General features: G+C 67.4%; 14 protein-coding genes and 1 pseudogene. 9 read left to right on the top strand and 6 right to left on the bottom strand.

Annotation, left to right across the window (positions count from 1 at the left end):
• Positions 1–220 (top strand): annotated as a pseudogene (locus tag ACEU5R_RS09810) (succinyl-CoA--3-ketoacid-CoA transferase); the annotation flags it as partial.
• A gap of 86 nt (positions 221–306) precedes the next feature.
• On the opposite strand, the gene ACEU5R_RS09815 reads toward ACEU5R_RS09810, so the two are convergent.
• Positions 307–1194: a helix-turn-helix domain-containing protein gene (locus ACEU5R_RS09815; RefSeq protein ID WP_392410007.1), complete on the bottom strand. Its 888-nt coding sequence runs from the start codon at positions 1192–1194 to the stop codon at positions 307–309.
• Between the two features lie 131 nt (positions 1195–1325).
• Here ACEU5R_RS09815 and ACEU5R_RS09820 point away from each other — a divergent pair, with 131 nt between their 5' ends.
• Entirely contained in the window at positions 1326–1751 is a 426-nt protein-coding gene (locus ACEU5R_RS09820) for a cupin domain-containing protein (RefSeq protein ID WP_103276176.1), read from the top strand.
• 84 nt (positions 1752–1835) lie between these two features.
• Here ACEU5R_RS09820 and ACEU5R_RS09825 read toward each other — a convergent pair whose 3' ends face one another.
• The gene (locus ACEU5R_RS09825; RefSeq protein ID WP_392410008.1) at positions 1836–2819 is read right to left on the bottom strand and encodes a Bug family tripartite tricarboxylate transporter substrate binding protein; all 984 of its coding nucleotides are present in this window, start codon (positions 2817–2819) and stop codon (positions 1836–1838) included.
• Positions 2820–3527: 708 nt separating this feature from the next.
• Between ACEU5R_RS09825 and groES the strand changes: the two genes are divergently transcribed.
• The 4 genes from groES (at position 3528) to ACEU5R_RS09845 (ending at position 8566) form a co-directional block, all read left to right on the top strand.
• Positions 3528–3815: a co-chaperone GroES gene (gene groES, locus ACEU5R_RS09830; protein ID WP_103276178.1), complete on the top strand. Its 288-nt coding sequence runs from the start codon at positions 3528–3530 to the stop codon at positions 3813–3815.
• A 39-nt stretch (positions 3816–3854) separates the two neighbouring features.
• On the top strand, positions 3855–5495 hold the full coding sequence (groL, locus tag ACEU5R_RS09835; RefSeq protein WP_392410009.1) for a chaperonin GroEL: 1641 nt from the start codon (positions 3855–3857) through the stop codon (positions 5493–5495).
• 266 nt (positions 5496–5761) lie between these two features.
• Positions 5762–6685: a YihY/virulence factor BrkB family protein gene (locus tag ACEU5R_RS09840; RefSeq protein WP_103276180.1), complete on the top strand. Its 924-nt coding sequence runs from the start codon at positions 5762–5764 to the stop codon at positions 6683–6685.
• Between the two features lie 45 nt (positions 6686–6730).
• Positions 6731–8566, top strand: a complete 1836-nt coding sequence (locus ACEU5R_RS09845; RefSeq protein ID WP_392410010.1) for an SWIM zinc finger domain-containing protein — start codon at positions 6731–6733, stop codon at positions 8564–8566.
• A 25-nt stretch (positions 8567–8591) separates the two neighbouring features.
• On the opposite strand, the gene ACEU5R_RS09850 is transcribed toward ACEU5R_RS09845, so the two are convergent.
• On the bottom strand, positions 8592–10124 hold the full coding sequence (locus tag ACEU5R_RS09850; RefSeq protein WP_392410011.1) for a mannitol dehydrogenase family protein: 1533 nt from the start codon (positions 10122–10124) through the stop codon (positions 8592–8594).
• A 237-nt stretch (positions 10125–10361) separates the two neighbouring features.
• Here ACEU5R_RS09850 and ACEU5R_RS09855 point away from each other — a divergent pair, with 237 nt between their 5' ends.
• The 3 genes from ACEU5R_RS09855 (at position 10362) to pyrF (ending at position 13148) form a co-directional block, all read left to right on the top strand.
• Entirely contained in the window at positions 10362–10760 is a 399-nt protein-coding gene (locus ACEU5R_RS09855; RefSeq protein WP_103276183.1) for a diacylglycerol kinase, read from the top strand.
• A 240-nt stretch (positions 10761–11000) separates the two neighbouring features.
• The gene (locus ACEU5R_RS09860; protein WP_199770923.1) at positions 11001–12323 is read left to right on the top strand and encodes an NAD(P)/FAD-dependent oxidoreductase; all 1323 of its coding nucleotides are present in this window, start codon (positions 11001–11003) and stop codon (positions 12321–12323) included.
• Between the two features lie 6 nt (positions 12324–12329).
• Entirely contained in the window at positions 12330–13148 is an 819-nt protein-coding gene (pyrF, locus tag ACEU5R_RS09865; protein ID WP_103276184.1) for an orotidine-5'-phosphate decarboxylase, read from the top strand.
• 145 nt (positions 13149–13293) lie between these two features.
• Here pyrF and ACEU5R_RS09870 read toward each other — a convergent pair whose 3' ends face one another.
• The 3 genes from ACEU5R_RS09870 to thiL form a co-directional block, all read right to left on the bottom strand.
• Positions 13294–13860: a CinA family protein gene (locus ACEU5R_RS09870; protein ID WP_392410013.1), complete on the bottom strand. Its 567-nt coding sequence runs from the start codon at positions 13858–13860 to the stop codon at positions 13294–13296.
• On the bottom strand, positions 13857–14363 hold the full coding sequence (locus ACEU5R_RS09875; RefSeq protein ID WP_392410053.1) for a phosphatidylglycerophosphatase A: 507 nt from the start codon (positions 14361–14363) through the stop codon (positions 13857–13859). Before ACEU5R_RS09875 ends, ACEU5R_RS09870 begins: the two co-directional genes overlap by 4 nt.
• Positions 14364–14424: 61 nt before the next feature.
• Positions 14425–15390: a thiamine-phosphate kinase gene (gene thiL / locus ACEU5R_RS09880; protein WP_392410014.1), complete on the bottom strand. Its 966-nt coding sequence runs from the start codon at positions 15388–15390 to the stop codon at positions 14425–14427.
• Positions 15391–15397: the final 7 nt, after the last annotated feature.

A 15397-nucleotide genomic window follows, 5' to 3' on the forward strand; every position in this document is an offset into this window, starting at 1 on the left:
CGTGGCCAAGAAGAAGGACGGCACCGAGGACATCAAGCTGCTGCCGGCCTGCAACCTGCCGCTGACCGGCGTGGGCGTGGTCAACCTGATCATCACCGACCTGGGCGTGATGGAAGTCACCGAGGGCGGCCTGAAGCTGCTGGAAGTGGCGCCGGGCGTGACGGTCGACGAGATCCAGTCCAAGACGCTGGCCAGGCTGGATGTGTCGGCGGTGAAGTAGGCGCCGTCTAGCCTTGGTGGAAGAAAGCCCGCGCGAGCGGGCTTTCTCTTCATTACCGGACCAAGCCACGGCCCCTGAAGCGGCGCCTAGAGCGCGAGCCGGTTTCCCCACGCCGTCGGGCTCCCCCCCGAGAAGCGGTTGAAATCCCGGACCAGATGCGCCTGGTCGGCATACCCGCACAGGCCCGCAAGCTCGGCCCAGCCGCAGGTCTGGCGACGCGCATGCGCCAGCGCGTGGTTGAAGCGCATCATCTGCGCGACCGTCTTCGGCGACAGGCCGATCTCGTCACGGAACCGGGCCGCCAGGTGCTTGCGGCTCCAGCCCAGCTGGCTCGCGATGGCCTCGATTCGTTCCATGCCGCGCGACTGCCACAGTCTCTCGTAGGCCCAGGTGGCGGGCGTGCCTGTCCTGGCCATGGCCAACAGGCGGCTCGCGAGAAACGCCTCAACGATGTCAAGGCGCCGCTCCCAATCCCGTTCGGCGCCCAACCGCTCGCGCAACGCCGCGACCGCGTTCCCGAGCAGGTCCTCGGCCCTGACCATGCCGCCCGCGATCTCGGACATCGGCAGATCGAAGAACCGGCGCGCGCCGGACGGCGTGAAGCTGACGCTGATGCATGCGCCCCCGCCCCCCGATTCGATCAGTGCGGGGCCGGCGACCAGGCCGGCGACGAAGCTGCCGCCCATGATGGCGGGGCGCGAGGCCTCGCCGATCCTGATCGCGAACGGCTCACCGAAACTGATGATCCAGGGGATTTCCAGGCGCGCGGGCTGCAGCTGCCGGATGCGCTCGATCACGTTTTCCTGATAGCCGGAAATATCGACCACGTCGTGCCGCAGCATGGCCTGCGGCGCCCTGCGCCGCAAGGTGACGCCTTGCATGCTTGGCGGCAGCGGGCCCGCCGACGTCTCGATCCAATCCCGCATGGCTATGACCGGCAGACGCCCGGGATGCCCGGGCGGGTCGATGACCATCGATACAGGCGAATTCCAGCCATGGGACGCTCCTTCCCGGGCCGTGCGTCACGCGGCCAGGTAACTTTTCTTCAAGACGCGACCGGCCTTGCCGTCCAGAATGTCCTTCCCGATCATTTCAGGAATGCGGCATGGATCAGAAACCCTTGCGTATCTTCAACGTCAATGAAATCCTCGCCGGCCTGCCGCTGGCCGACCTCAGCCGTGGCGTGGAGCAGGAGGACGACGCCGATGCCTTTCCGATGCAGGCGGCCTTCGGCAGCGGCGGCCTGTTCATCGGCGGCTTTGTCGGACTGGCGCCCTGGGAAAACCATCCCGATACCGATGAGCTTCTTTATGCCGTCGAAGGCGAGGTCGAGATCACGATCTTGACTGACGCGGGAGCGCAAACGGAAATGCTGCGGCAGGGATGCGTCTGTATCGTACCCAAAGGACTGTGGCATCGCCAGCACGCCCATGCGCCGGTCAGGCTGATGACGATCTCCGGCCCAAGCCTGTCGTCGCGGGGCGACGATCCGCGCCCCGTTGACTCGCCGCAGCCTGTGGCGCCAGCATGAGCCGCAAGGGCCACTGCCGCGACAACGCGGCAGCCGAAGCCGAGGGCATGCGGGTCGCTGGCGCAGCCTTTATTGTTGTTCTGTCTACGGTTCCTTCAGCCCCAACGCATTCACCAACGGGGCGAACAATTTCTTTTCGTCGCGCACGCGCGCGGCATAGTCGGCCACGCTCAGCGGTAGCGCCTCGGCGCCCGCATCCAGAAAGCGCGCCTGGATCTCCGGCCGCGCAAGCACTTTGTTAATTTCGGCGTTCATGCGATCGACCACATCATCGCGGGTGCCAGCGGCGGCATACACGCCGAACAGGCTGTCCGCGAAAACCCCATCGATGCCGGCCTCGGAGAAGGTTCGTATGTCGGGCGCAACGGCGGCGCGTTGCCGGCTCGCCACCGCCAGTACCTTCAGCTTGCCCGCCTGCACCATGGGAAAGACCGTGGCGGGTCCAAACGCGAAGTCGATCTGGCCTGCCGCCAGATCTTGTATCGCCGGCGCCACGCCGCGATACGGTGCATGGGTGGCCGGGATGCCAGTCGCCTGCTTGAGCAGCTCGCCCGCCAGATGCGGCGTCGTGCCGTTTCCGGCCGAACCGTAATTGAGCGGATCGGGCCGCTTGCTCGCGTACTCCACGAACGCTTCGAGCGTATCGACGCCAAGCGAAGACCGGACAAACAGGAACAACTGGCTGTTGGCCAGCAAGGCAACCGGCCGCAGGTCCCGCTGCGGATTGAACGGCATGCTGGCGAACATCAGTGGATTGACCGATTCGGTCGTCGACGGATTGAGCAGGAAGGTATGGTTGTCCCCGCCGTTGCGCGCAACTTCGGCTCCCGCCACGTTGCCGCCCGCACCGCCCCGATTTTCCACGATAACGGTCTGCTTCAAGGCCTCGGCCAGGTGCGGCTGCACGGTGCGCGCCAGCACGTCGACCAGCCCTCCGGGCGCCAGCCCCACGACCAGGCGCACGGGCTTGACAGGCCAGGGCTGAGACGGTGTTTGCGCATGGCTGCCCGTTGCCCAGCCAGTCAGCGCCAGCATCATCATGGCCAGACAGCGTCTACGCAGCAGCATGCGATTCTCCTTATGGGGGGCACCCCGCGATCCCGTGCACGATGCGCCACGCACCGCGTCACGGTGAACCGCCTTGATGCCTCATCGCGGCGGCGGTCCTGCATTGGTTGCTCATTCTTCACAAAAGTTTAAGCATAAAGAATCCCGGATAACCCTATGAATTTCCGGCGACACGCGCAGCTTATCGACACGGCTGTCGTGCAAACAAAAAATGGGATGGCTCCCATGCAAGCCTCCCGGTCTCATGCCACGCCGCCGCCATCGCTTCCGCCCGGATTCGCGCAGCCATGCGAAGCGCGTTGTCCGGGGGAATCAGCTTGCAAGGTGGAACCATTGATGAATATCTGGGAATTGCCTTGCCGGCGACTTGGATGAACAAGAACGCCTCCTTCATGGAATGTCGATGCATGGCCTCCTGCTTGCCGAATTTTGATGCCCGCCGTCCAAAAGTCTGGCCGCAAGCCGCATGAACAGGCCATCGACACCGCGTTCAGGACGCCAACGTGGGCGAGCCCAGTCCCAAGTCGAACGAATGTCGATAGAAAATTAGGGTCGGAGCAATCCGCATCGAATATGTAACAGCCCCCCTCCCCCCCTTGAAGCCCAAAACTTCATCCCTATAATTAGCACTCGACACCGGTGAGTGCTAACAACGCTCCCGGGGCACCCCGAACCATTTCAAATCTCTTCTAGAAACAGGAGTTCCTCATGGCCCTGCGTCCCCTGCACGATCGCGTGATCGTCAAACGCCTGGACAACGAGCGCAAGACCGCCTCGGGCATCGTCATCCCGGACAGCGCCGCTGAAAAGCCGGACCAAGGCGAAGTCGTCGCCGTTGGCCCGGGCAAGAAGACCGAAGACGGCAAGATCCTGCCGGTCGACCTGAAGGCTGGCGACAAGGTGCTGTTCGGCAAGTATGCCGGCCAGTCGGTGAAGGTTGATGGCGAAGAGCTGCTCGTCATCCGCGAGGACGAAATCCTCGCCGTGATCCAGTAAATCCCCGCCTAAACGAATTTTCGAAGGAAGCTGATAAAAATGGCTGCCAAGCAAGTACTGTTCGGTGACGACGCCCGCGTGCGCATCGTCCGTGGCGTGAATGTTCTCGCCAACGCCGTCAAGACCACCCTGGGCCCCAAGGGTCGCAACGTCGTGCTGGAGCGCTCGTTCGGCGCCCCGACCGTGACCAAGGACGGCGTGTCCGTCGCCAAGGAAATCGAACTGAAGGACAAGTTCGAGAACATCGGCGCCCAACTGGTCAAGGACGTCGCCTCCAAGACCTCCGACAACGCCGGTGACGGCACCACCACCGCCACCGTGCTGGCCCAGGCCATCGTTCAGGAAGGCCTGAAGTACGTTGCCGCCGGTTTCAACCCGATCGACCTGAAGCGCGGCATCGACAAGGCCGTCGCCGCCGCCGTCGCCGAACTGAAGAAGCAATCCAAGCCGGTCACGACCAGCAAGGAAATCGCCCAGGTCGGCTCGATCTCGGCCAACAGCGACACCTCCATCGGCCAGATCATCGCTGACGCGATGGACAAGGTCGGCAAGGAAGGCGTCATCACCGTCGAAGACGGCAAGTCGCTGGAAAACGAGCTGGACGTCGTCGAAGGCATGCAATTCGACCGCGGCTACCTGTCGCCCTACTTCATCAACAACCCGGACAAGCAAGTTGCCGCCCTGGACGACCCGTTCGTCCTGATCTTCGACAAGAAGATCAGCAACATCCGTGACCTGCTGCCCGTGCTGGAACAGGTCGCCAAGTCGAGCCGTCCGCTGCTGATCATCGCCGAAGACGTCGAAGGCGAAGCGCTGGCCACCCTGGTGGTGAACAACATCCGTGGCATCCTGAAGACCACCGCCGTCAAGGCGCCGGGCTTCGGCGACCGCCGCAAGGCCATGCTGGAAGACATCGCCATCCTGACGGGCGGCACGGTGATCTCCGAAGAAACCGGCATGTCGCTGGAAAAGGCCACGCTGGCCGAGCTGGGCCAAGCCAAGCGCATCGAAGTGGGCAAGGAAAACACGACCATCATCGACGGCGCTGGCGACAGCAAGTCGATCGAGGCTCGCGTCAAGCAGATCCGCGTCCAGATCGAAGAAGCCACGTCCGACTACGACCGTGAAAAGCTGCAAGAGCGCGTGGCCAAGCTGGCCGGCGGCGTTGCCGTGATTCGCGTTGGCGCCGCCACCGAAGTCGAAATGAAGGAAAAGAAGGCTCGCGTCGAAGACGCGCTGCACGCCACCCGCGCCGCCGTTGAAGAAGGCGTCGTGGCCGGCGGCGGCGTCGCCCTGCTGCGCGCCAAGCAAGCCATCACCGACCTGAAGGGCGACACCGCCGATCAGAACGCCGGCATCAAGCTGATCCTGCGCGCCGTCGAAGAGCCGCTGCGCACGATCGTCGCCAACGCCGGTGAAGAAGCCAGCGTCGTCGTCAACAACGTGCTGAACGGCAAGGGCAACTACGGCTACAACGCCGCGACCGGCGAGTACACCGACCTGGTCGAGCAAGGCGTGCTGGATCCCACCAAGGTGACCCGCACCGCCCTGCAAAACGCCGCCTCCGTCGCCAGCCTGCTGCTGACCGCCGAAGCCGCCGTGGTCGAACTGGCCGAAGACAAGCCCGCTGCCCCGGCCATGCCGGGTGGCATGGGCGGCATGGGCGGCATGGACTTCTAAGTCCCGCCGTCACTGCCTTGCCCGCCCCGGGGACGCCCGGGGCAAGCAAATCCTGAGAACCCCCGGGTCCTTCGCCCCCGGGGGTTTTCTTTTGCGCGCGCGGATCGCAGAGCGCCGCGCGCCGTCCGCCCGCCGCTTCCGCCGCCCCGGACGGACCTGGCCAATGCGCCCGCCATGGCGGCGCGGGAACGTTTGCGCACAAACGGAAGGTTTCGTCGCGCCGCATCCGTCCCTACAATGAGGGCTTCCCAGCCCGAGCCCGTCCCATGCGCCTGCCTCCCAGCCTGCGACTCCTGCGTCCCTCCGAGATCGGCGGATTGCTGATGGATTCCATCAACCAGTGGTCCGACCGCCGCGCGTCCAGCAAGGGCGCGGCGCTGGCGCTGTACATGGTGTTCTCGCTCGCGCCCATGCTGATCCTGGTGATCGCGGTGGCGGGCGCGTTCTTCGGCGAGGACGCGGTGCGCTCGGAGCTGTTCGCGCAGCTGCGCGACCTGACCGGCGAGCGCGGCGCCGAGGTCATCCAGACCGTGCTGGCGAGCGCGCACGAATCGGGCGGCGGCTGGATCGCCGCGCTGATCTCGATCTTCGTGCTGATCTTCAGCGCCACCACCGCCTTCGCCGAACTGAAGGCCAGCCTGGACGAGCTGTGGGACGTGTCCGCCAGGCAGAAGGGATTGCAGGGCATGGTGCGCAGCCGCATGCTGTCGTTCGGCCTGGTGCTGGTGCTGGCGCTGTTCCTGCTGATCTCGCTGACGGTGAACGCTGGGCTGGCGGCGGCGCGCAAATACTATGGCGACCTGTGGACGGCCTCATCCTTCGCGGTGGTGGCTGAATGGATCTCCAACCTGTTTTCCTTCTCGGTGGTGGTGGCGCTGTTCGCGGTCATCTTCAAGCTGCTGCCCAGCGCGCGCATCACCTGGCGCGACGTGATTCCCGGCGCCATCGTGACGGCCGCCCTGTTCCTGGTGGGCAAATGGGGCATCGGCGTCTACCTGAGCCGGGGCGCGGCCGTGTCGGCCTATGGCGCGGCCGGGTCGCTGATCGCGCTGCTGCTGTGGATCTATTACTCGGCGCAGATCTTCTTCTTCGGCGCGGTGTTCACGCGCCAGTTCGCGCTGCGCTTCGGCAAGGCGCGAGCCACGCGGGACGACGCGCCGCCCGCGCCCGCCGATCCGCCGCCCATCTAGGGTTGGCGCACGTCGTCCCCCTTTCCGCATGCCTCTCCTGTTGTCATGACTCAGCCAACCCAAAGCCCTTCGTGGCTGCACTTGCTGTCCGACCAGGCCCTCGCCGATATGAGCGGCCCCACAGTATTTGAACGCGGGCTGAATTATGCAGCCAGCGGCCTTGCCGAGACGGCAGGCGATGTCACGCTCCGGCCAGGGGAGCAGGCCGCCATAGAGGCAACGGTGCATGGCAACCTGCCCTACGCGGTCCGGCTGTGGATCAGCGCTGACGACGAGCTGGACGGCGCTTGCACCTGCCCGCACGCGCAAGACGGCAATTTCTGCAAGCATCTCGTCGCGCTGGCGCTGGCTTGGCGCGCCGCGCTGGGCGATGCCGCCGCGATCTCGCTTCCACAAACGGCCCGCAAGCAGTCTTACGCGACGCAAAAGTCTTCCGTGCAGACGGAGCGCCAGGATGCCCTGCGCCGCTTCATTTGGGAGCAGGATGCGTCTGTCCTGGCCGAACGCCTGTGGAGCTGGGCCGAACGGGATCGCGCATGCATGGCCGACCTCAAGATCTGGGCCAGTTCCAGCAAGGCCGTCAACGATCCCAAGGCCCTGCGCGCCGCGATCGACGCCGCGCTGCCACGACGCAATGGCTATCTCGACTGGCGCCGGTCCAACGACTATGCCCGACAAGGGAGCGCCGTCATGGAGCTGCTGCGGCCATGGGTCCAGCGCGATGCCGCCACGGCCCGCGAACTGTGCGAGCATGCGCTGCGCCGCCTGTTCAAGGTCGCGGAGCAATCCGACGATTCCCTGGGCGGAATCGGCGGACTCATCCAGGACCTGATGGGCCTGCTCATCGAGACCTTGCGGACGGCCGCGCCGCCCGCCTCCTGGATAGATCGGTGGTTCAAGCTGATGGACGCGGATCCCTGGGGCTTGTGGAATGAACCGGCCGTTCTCGAGGCCGCCGGCCCCGAGGCGCAGGCCCGCTACGCGGAACGCGCCTGCCAGGACTGGCACAAGTGGCGGCAGCGCCCGCGCAAGACCACGTCCCGGCGCTCCTCGTCATTTCTGACCAGCGACGACGATCTCGAACGCGACTTGCTGCGCCGCCGGTATCTGGAGGTACTGGCGCGTCAGGACGACCCGCGCGCGCTACTGGACGCCATGATCGAAAGCGTGGAGACCGCCGCAGAATACTGCGATGTCGTGGCATTTTGCGAGGCCAGGAACTGGCATCGGGAAGCGTTGCAATGGGCGCAGTCAGCCGCCCGGCTCCACCCCCGCGACGCACGTTGCGAGGATGCGTTATTGCGCTGCTATGAACGCGACGGCTGGGATGAGGAAGCGCTGGCCATCCGTCGCCAACGCCTGGAACATCACCCTGGCCCCATGCAATACATGGCGCTGCTTCGGGCCGCAAAAAACGCGAAACGAGATCCCGCTCTCTATCGGGCCGAGCTGTTCGCATGGGCGGAACAACGCGAACAGGCGAAACACAAGCATGCGTTGGAACAACATCGGCATATTGAATTCTCGGACCCGCTCGCGACACCACGGCTCGATGTCTCCGTTCGCGTGCAATGGCTCGTGGCGGAAAAGAAACTGGATGACGCCTGGTCCCTGACGCAGACGCCAGACACGCAGTGCGACGCGGCCGTGCTGGAACAACTGGCCGACGCAATGCCCAAGCAACGGCGCGCCGACGCCGCACGCCTGCTTCAACGGATCTTCGAGCACGAGATGAAAATGGCCTCGTCCCCCTATGACGGGCCACTGAAGCGAGTGCGCCAGATCGTCGCCTGCCTGCCTCCCACGCAGGCAAGCGCCTGGGTGGAGTCCCTACGCTCGACGTACAAGGCCAGGCGCCGCTTCATCGCGGGACTGCCTTGAGCATAGGCTGGCGAGCCTCGACACATCAGGCCTGTTCCCGCTCCAGTTCCGCCAATGCTCCCCTGACGCCCAGCTCCCGCAGCCGCTCCAGCTGCACCGCCAGCGCCTGCACGAAGGCCTGCTTCCTGCCCAGGTCGCCGAACACCGGCTTGAAGCCAGCCAGCACCACGGCGCGCCGCTGCGCGGCCTGCGACGGCGCGGCGGCGGCCGCGGCCACATCGGCGCGGGACAGCAGCCGGGCCAGCGCGTCGGCCAGCGGATCCTGCACCACGTAAGCGTCGCCACGCTCATCGTGGCCGCGCAGATAGTGCAGCCAGGCCGCCACGGCCAGCACCAGCCGGGCGCAGTCATCGCCGCGCCGCAGCCGGTCGCGGATCGCGCCCAGCAGACGCTGCGGCACTTTCTGCGAGCCGTCCATCGCGATCTGCTGCAGGCGTTGCGACAGGGCGGGATTGGACACGCGCGCCATGAAGCGGCGGCGGTATTCCTCCAGGCCCGATTCGGGAATGCCGCGCAGCGTGGGCGCGATTTCCAGCCGCATCAGGTCTTCGGCGTAGCGGCGCAGCGCCGGATCCTGCGCGGCCTCGCTGGCGGTGCGCATGCCCAGCATGGCGCCCAGATAGGCCAGGCCCGAATGCGGCGCATTGACCATGCGCAGCTTGAGCCGCTCGTAGGGCGCGGCGTTGCGCACGAAGGTGGCGCCGCCAGGCAGGTCCCAGGCCGGGCGGCCGGCCGCGAACTTGTCCTCGATGACCCAGTTCAGATAGGGTTCGCCCACCACCGGCCAGGCGTCCTCGAACCCCAGCCGGGCGGAGATGCGCGCGCGGTCCTCGTCCAGCGTGCCGGGCACGATGCGATCGACCATGGAATTGGGAAACGTGCAGTTCTTGTCGATCCAGGCGGCCAGCGTCACGTCCAGCCGCAAGGCGAAGGCCAGCACCAGGTTGCGCAGCGTGTCGCCATTGGCGTGCAGGTTGTCGCAGGACAGCAGCGTCAGCGGCGGCAGGCTGCGCTCGCGGCGCAGCGCCAGGCCATAGGTCAGGATGCCGATGGCGCTGCGCGGGCGCTCCGGATGCTCCAGGTCGTGCAGAATGTCCGGGTCGTCCCAGCGCAGGTAGCCGGTGGACGGCTCGTGGCTGTAGCCCTTCTCGGTGATGGTCAGGCTGACGATGCGCGTCTGCGGATAGGCGATGCGTTCGAGCACCGCGTTGGGGTCTTCCTCGGCCACCATGATGCGCAGCACCGATCCCACCATCCGCAGCTGCTCCGTGGGCTGGCCGTCGTCCCCGGCATCGCGCAGCGCCAGCGTATACAGCCCGTCCTGCGGCGTCAGCGCGTCGCGCGTGGCCGGGCTGCGCAGCGACACGCCCAGGATGCCCCAGCTCAGGTCGCCGCTGGCGGCCATCGCCATGTCGGTCACCACGGCCTGATGCGCGCGGTGAAACGCGCCCAGCCCCAGATGCACGATGCCGGGCGTGACCCGGCTGCGGTCATAGCCAGGAAGCTCCACGTCCTTGGGCAGCTGCGACAGGGATTCTGAGTTCAAACGTTCAAGCATGGATTGCCAGGGTCTTGAAGCGCCGGCAGGCGGCCGCCGATTGACCGGCGGACGGGCGCGTTGGTGGGAAGAGTGAGATGGTAGGGCGGCGGGCGTCTCGTCGATGAGCGATATCACGGCCCGGCGCGTGGCGAGGGTATAGCACGTCCCGATGATCGCTGTAAGCATGGGAAACACCGCCACGCGGGCAACCCATATCTGTTAAAAAGCCGCCACACTCGGCTTTCCTGCTCATCCATGTCACAGAACCCGCATCCCTCGCCCTATAAAAGCACCGGCGGCCTGCGCCGCATCCTCAACGCATTGCGCTATTCGCTGCAGGGCCTGCAGGCCGCGATCAAGTATGAGGCCGCCTTCCGCCAGGAACTGGCGCTGGCCGTGCTGCTCATCCCCGCCGCATTCTTCCTGGGCCGCACCACGGTCGAGGTCTTCTTCCTGATCGGCACCGTGATCCTGGTGCTGGCGGTGGAGCTGGTCAACTCCGCCATCGAGGCGCTGGCCGACGCGCTGTCGGTCGAGACGCATCCGCTGCTGGGCCGGGCCAAGGACCTGGGCAGCGCGGCGGTGATGCTGTTGCTGCTGTTCACTGTCGCCGTGTGGGTGGGCGTCGCCGTGAGCCGCTTCGTCATGCATTGAAAGAGAGGGCCCACCCCCGAGGCGCTATGCGCCTCCCCCCTCAAGGGGGCGCCGCCGCGGACCGGCAAAGCCGGCTCCGCGCGGCCCCGCTGGCTGCGGGCGCTGCGCGGGTCGCGGCGATGCTGGCCTGGTTGCGGGCGCAGTGGGTTGCGGTGGTTGCGCCTTGGCCGTCTGGCAATTGGTGGCGCCAGTATTCAGGCGGCTCTGTCTATACTGGCGGTTCGTGATTGGCTGGGAGCCATGATGCCTACATCGACGTCCGCCTCATCCTCGGAACGCATCGTCATCGTCGGCGGCGGCGCCGGCGGCCTGGAGCTGGCGGCCAAGCTGGGCCGCGTCCATGGCCGCGAACGCGTCACGCTGGTCGACAGCCGACCCTTCCATATCTGGAAACCCTCGCTACACGAAGCCGCGGCGGGCACGCTGGACATCCACCAGGAAGGCCTGTCCTACCTGATGCTGGCCCACATGAACGGTTTTTCCTTCGCGCAAGGCCGACTGGTCTCGGTGGACCGGGAGCGCAGGCTCATCACCGTGGACGCGGTGGCCGATCCGCAGGGACAGGAAGTGCTGCCGCGCCGCGAGCTGGGCTACGACACGCTGGTGCTGGCGCTGGGCAGCGCCTCCAACTTCTTCAACACGCCGGGCGCGGCCGAACACGCGGTCACGCTGGACTCGACCGAGAATGCCGAACAGTTCCGCCTGACCATGCTCAAGGCCATGGTGCTGGTGGATCAGGCCAAGGTGCGCGATCCGTCCGCGCGGCTGGACCTGGTGATCGTGGGCGGCGGCGCCACCGGCGTAGAGCTGGCGGTCGAGCTGGTCGAGGCCAGCCACGTGGTCAGCGCCTACGGCCTGCCGAATTTCCGCGCGGAGCGCGACCTGGCGATCACGCTGGTCGAGGGCGCGCCGCGCATCCTGTCCGCCTTGCCCGAGAAGATCTCGCAGGCCGCGACCGCGCGCCTGACCGAGCTGGGCATCCGCGTGGAAACGTCCTGCCGCGTCGCGGAAGTGGGCGCCGATGCCGTGCTGACCGCCGACGGCCGCCAGTTCCCCGCGCGGCTGTGCATGTGGGCGGCCGGCATCCAGGGCCCCGCCCTGCTGGCCGACCTGGGCCTGCCGCTGAACAAGCTGGGCCAGCTCGAAGTGAACGAACGGCTTGAAACCAGCGATCCGCACGTGCTGGCGCTGGGCGACTGCTGCGCCGTGCCCTGGCGCGACGGGCGCAGCGTGCCGGCCCGCGCCCAGGCCGCGCATCAACAGGCCGACTACCTGGTCAAGAAGCTCGCCGCCCGCCTGCGCGGCGCGCCCGAGCCCGTGGAGCCCTACGTCTACCAGGATCACGGCTCGCTGGTGTCGCTGGGGCAGGACGCCGGCGTGGGCAGCCTGATGGGCAAGCTGGCCGGACGGGGACTGTTCGTAAGCGGTACACTGGCACGCCTGATGTACATGAGCCTGCACCTGATGCACCACAAGGCGGTGCTGGGCTTTTCGCGCACCGCTTCCCTGGCCCTGGCGCGCCTGCTCATGCGCCGTACCCGTCCTCGGGTCAAACTGCACTGAATCCCCATGAATTTCCTGCAAAAACTCGAACACGCCTGGACGTCCCGGCAATCACTCCTGCAAGTCGGGCTGGATCCCGATCCGCAGCGCTTCCCGCGCGAACTGCAGGACAAGCCGGACGCGATCTTCCAGTTCTGCCGCGAGATCGTCGACGCCACCGCGCCCTACGCCTGCAGCTTCAAGCCGCAGATCGCCTACTTCGCCGCCCACCGCGCCGAGGAACAACTCGAAGCGCTGTGCGCCCACATTCGCGACAAGCATCCCGACCTGCCCATCGTGCTGGACGCCAAGCGCGGCGACATCGGCTCCACCGCCGAGAACTACGCGCGCGAAGCCTATGAGCGCTACCAGGCGCACGCGCTGACCGTCAGCCCCTACATGGGCCTGGACTCGGTCGAGCCCTATCTGGCCTGGCGCGACCGCGGCGTGATCGTGCTGTGCCGCACGTCCAACCCCGGCGGCTCGGACCTGCAATTCCTGAAGATGGAAGACGGCCAGCCGCTGTACCTGCACGTGGCGGGCCTGGTGGCCGACAAGTGGAACGCCAACGGCCAGTGCGGCCTGGTGGTGGGCGCGACCTTCCCGAACGAGCTGGCCGCGGTGCGCCAGCGCATCGGCGACGCGGTGCCGCTGCTGGTGCCGGGCATCGGCGCGCAGGGCGGCGACATCACCGCCACCGTGAACGCCGGCGCCAACAACGCGCGCAGCGGCATGATGATCAATTCCTCGCGCGCCATCATCTACGCCAGCGGCGGCGACGACTGGCGCGAAGCGGCCGGCGCGGCCGCCAAGGGCCTGCGCGACGCGATCAACGCGGTACGCTGACACGACGCGCCCCACGGACGGCGCCCGCCGACGCGGACCGGCTGCCGACAGCGGGGCCTTGTTGCGACGGCAAAAGAAAACGGGGCTGCCCATGGCAGCCCCGTTGCACATCCAGGCCGGACGCATCGCGCCCGGCGCGGCGGCCTCAACGCCGGTTGACCGGCGCCCCGACGAATTCCAGCAGTCCCCGCAGCGCGTATTCCACCGCGGCCTGGCGCACCTGCGCCCGGTCGCCAGGAAACACATGAGTGACCGCGCGGCTGCTGATGCCATCGCCGTTGCGCATGGCGAAGCCAAAGCAGACCATGCCCACCGGCTTGCCCGGCGTGGCGCCGCCCGGTCCGGCGATGCCGGTGGTCGACACCGCCACGTGCGCGGCCGGCGCCGCCAGCAGCACGCCGGTGGCCATTTCCAGCGCCACCGGTTCGCTGACCGCGCCGAAATGATTGAGCGCGTCGGGCGACACGTCCAGCTCGTCGACCTTGGCCTGGTTGCTGTACGTGACGAAGCCGCGCTCGAACCAGTCACTAGATCCGGCCACGGCCGTGAATGCGCCGGCAAGCAGGCCGCCGGTGCAGGACTCAGCCGAGCCCAGCATCCAGCCGTGGCGCCGCAGCGCATCGCCCAGCAGTTCCGACAGGCCCAGGATAGTGGCCTGCGCCAGCGGCGCGGCCGGCTGGCCGGACGAAGGGGCGTGAGATTGCGAGTTCATGCGAAGACTCCTGTGCGCACCGCCAGCGCCATGATCAGCAGGGCATAGCCCGCCGCGACGATATCGTCCCACATGACGCCAAATCCGCCCTTCAAGCGGGCATCGAAGAACTTGATGGGCGGCGGCTTGACGATGTCGAACGCGCGGAACAGCACGAACGCCACGGCCTGCGGCAGCCAGCCCGCCGGCGTGAGCCACAGCACCAGCCAGAACGCCACCATCTCGTCCCAGACCATTCCGACGTGATCCGGCTGCTGGAGTTCCCGGCCCACGCGGTCACAGGCCCAGCAGCCATACAAAAAAGCCAGCGCCAGGAACACGCCGATCATCAGATCGGTCGCGGCCGGCGCGGCGGCCACCCAGATGATCCAGGCCAGCACGGTGCCCCAGGTGCCCGAGGCCGGGCGGATCAGGCCGCTGCCCAGCCCGAAGGCGATCAGCCGCCCCGGATCGCGACAGACCCAGGCCAGCGTGGGATAGGCTGCCCGCCTGCGCTCGCGCATGGTGGGGGAATGGGAGTCGTTGGCAGGCATGGTGTCGGCCGATATCCAGAGGGGTGGCGGCTCAGGCCGCCGGGAAGTGATCGTAGCCTCGCGGCAGCGCGTCCATGGGCCGGCCTCGCGCATCCAGCACCGTGAGTCCCGGCTGCGCCGTGGCGCGGCCGATGCGCGTGACGCGCGCGCCGGCGGCCAGGGCGGCGCGCGAGACCTCGTCGCGGCGCGCGGCCGGCGCGGTGAAGCAGAGCTGGTAGACGTCGCCGCCGCCCAGGATGGCGCGCAGGCGCTGGTCCTCGGGCATGCCGTCCAGCGCCGTGGCCACGGGCAGGCTGGCGTAGTCCAGCGCCGCGCCCACCCGGCTGGCGGCCAGGATGTGGCCCAGGTCCTGCAGCAGGCCGTCGGAGATGTCGATGGCGGACCGCGCCACGCCGCGCAGCGCCATGCCCAGCGCCACCTGCGGCTCGGGCCATTCCAGCGCGCGCCGGGTGGCGGCGAGCCGCTGCGGGTCGGCCGGATACTGGCCATCGAGCAGGCGGTAGGCCACGTCGGCCGCGCCCAGTTCGCCGGACACCCAGATATCGTCGTCGGCGCGCGCCCCGTCGCGGCGCAGCGCCAGTTCCGCCGGCACGGCGCCGAACACGGTCACGCTGATGGCGAGGTCATGCGCGCTGCGGGTGGTGTCGCCGCCGATCAGCGGGCAGCCATGGACGGCCGCCAGCGCATGGAAACCGTCGGCGAAGGCCGCCAGCCAGGGTTCGTCCAGCCGGGGCAGCGCCAGGCCCAGCACGCAGCCGATCGGGCGCGCGCCCATGGCGGCCAGGTCGGACAGGTTCACGGCCAGCGATTTATGCCCCAGCGAACGGGGATCGACGTCGGGAAAGAAATGCCGCCCTTCCAGCAGCAGGTCGGTGCTGGTGGCGATCTGCTCGCCAGCAGGCGCGGGAAACAGCGCGCAGTCGTCGCCCACGCCCAGCAGGCCGGCGGGCGCCGACCGCGTGAAATAGCGCGCGATCAAATCGAATTCGGACGCCACGGCGACT

It is taken from the genome of Achromobacter sp. 413638 (genome assembly GCF_043119405.1).
GTDB lineage: Bacteria > Pseudomonadota > Gammaproteobacteria > Burkholderiales > Burkholderiaceae_B > Achromobacter.

Excerpts from the sequence above, each read along its gene's own strand:
- ACEU5R_RS09850 (WP_392410011.1), bottom strand. The coding sequence starts at position 10,124 with ATGCTTGAACGTTTGAACTCAGAATCCCTGTCGCAGCTGCCCAAGGAC.
- ACEU5R_RS09870 (WP_392410013.1), bottom strand. The coding sequence starts at position 13,860 with ATGAACTCGCAATCTCACGCCCCTTCGTCCGGCCAGCCGGCCGCGCCG.
- ACEU5R_RS09855 (WP_103276183.1), top strand. The coding sequence starts at position 10,362 with ATGTCACAGAACCCGCATCCCTCGCCCTATAAAAGCACCGGCGGCCTG.
- groES (WP_103276178.1), top strand. The coding sequence starts at position 3,528 with ATGGCCCTGCGTCCCCTGCACGATCGCGTGATCGTCAAACGCCTGGAC.
- groL (WP_392410009.1), top strand. The coding sequence starts at position 3,855 with ATGGCTGCCAAGCAAGTACTGTTCGGTGACGACGCCCGCGTGCGCATC.
- pyrF (WP_103276184.1), top strand. The coding sequence starts at position 12,330 with ATGAATTTCCTGCAAAAACTCGAACACGCCTGGACGTCCCGGCAATCA.
- ACEU5R_RS09860 (WP_199770923.1), top strand. The coding sequence starts at position 11,001 with ATGATGCCTACATCGACGTCCGCCTCATCCTCGGAACGCATCGTCATC.
- ACEU5R_RS09845 (WP_392410010.1), top strand. The coding sequence starts at position 6,731 with ATGACTCAGCCAACCCAAAGCCCTTCGTGGCTGCACTTGCTGTCCGAC.
- ACEU5R_RS09825 (WP_392410008.1), bottom strand. The coding sequence starts at position 2,819 with ATGCTGCTGCGTAGACGCTGTCTGGCCATGATGATGCTGGCGCTGACT.
- ACEU5R_RS09820 (WP_103276176.1), top strand. The coding sequence starts at position 1,326 with ATGGATCAGAAACCCTTGCGTATCTTCAACGTCAATGAAATCCTCGCC.
- ACEU5R_RS09815 (WP_392410007.1), bottom strand. The coding sequence starts at position 1,194 with ATGGTCATCGACCCGCCCGGGCATCCCGGGCGTCTGCCGGTCATAGCC.
- ACEU5R_RS09875 (WP_392410053.1), bottom strand. The coding sequence starts at position 14,363 with ATGCGCGAGCGCAGGCGGGCAGCCTATCCCACGCTGGCCTGGGTCTGT.
- ACEU5R_RS09840 (WP_103276180.1), top strand. The coding sequence starts at position 5,762 with ATGCGCCTGCCTCCCAGCCTGCGACTCCTGCGTCCCTCCGAGATCGGC.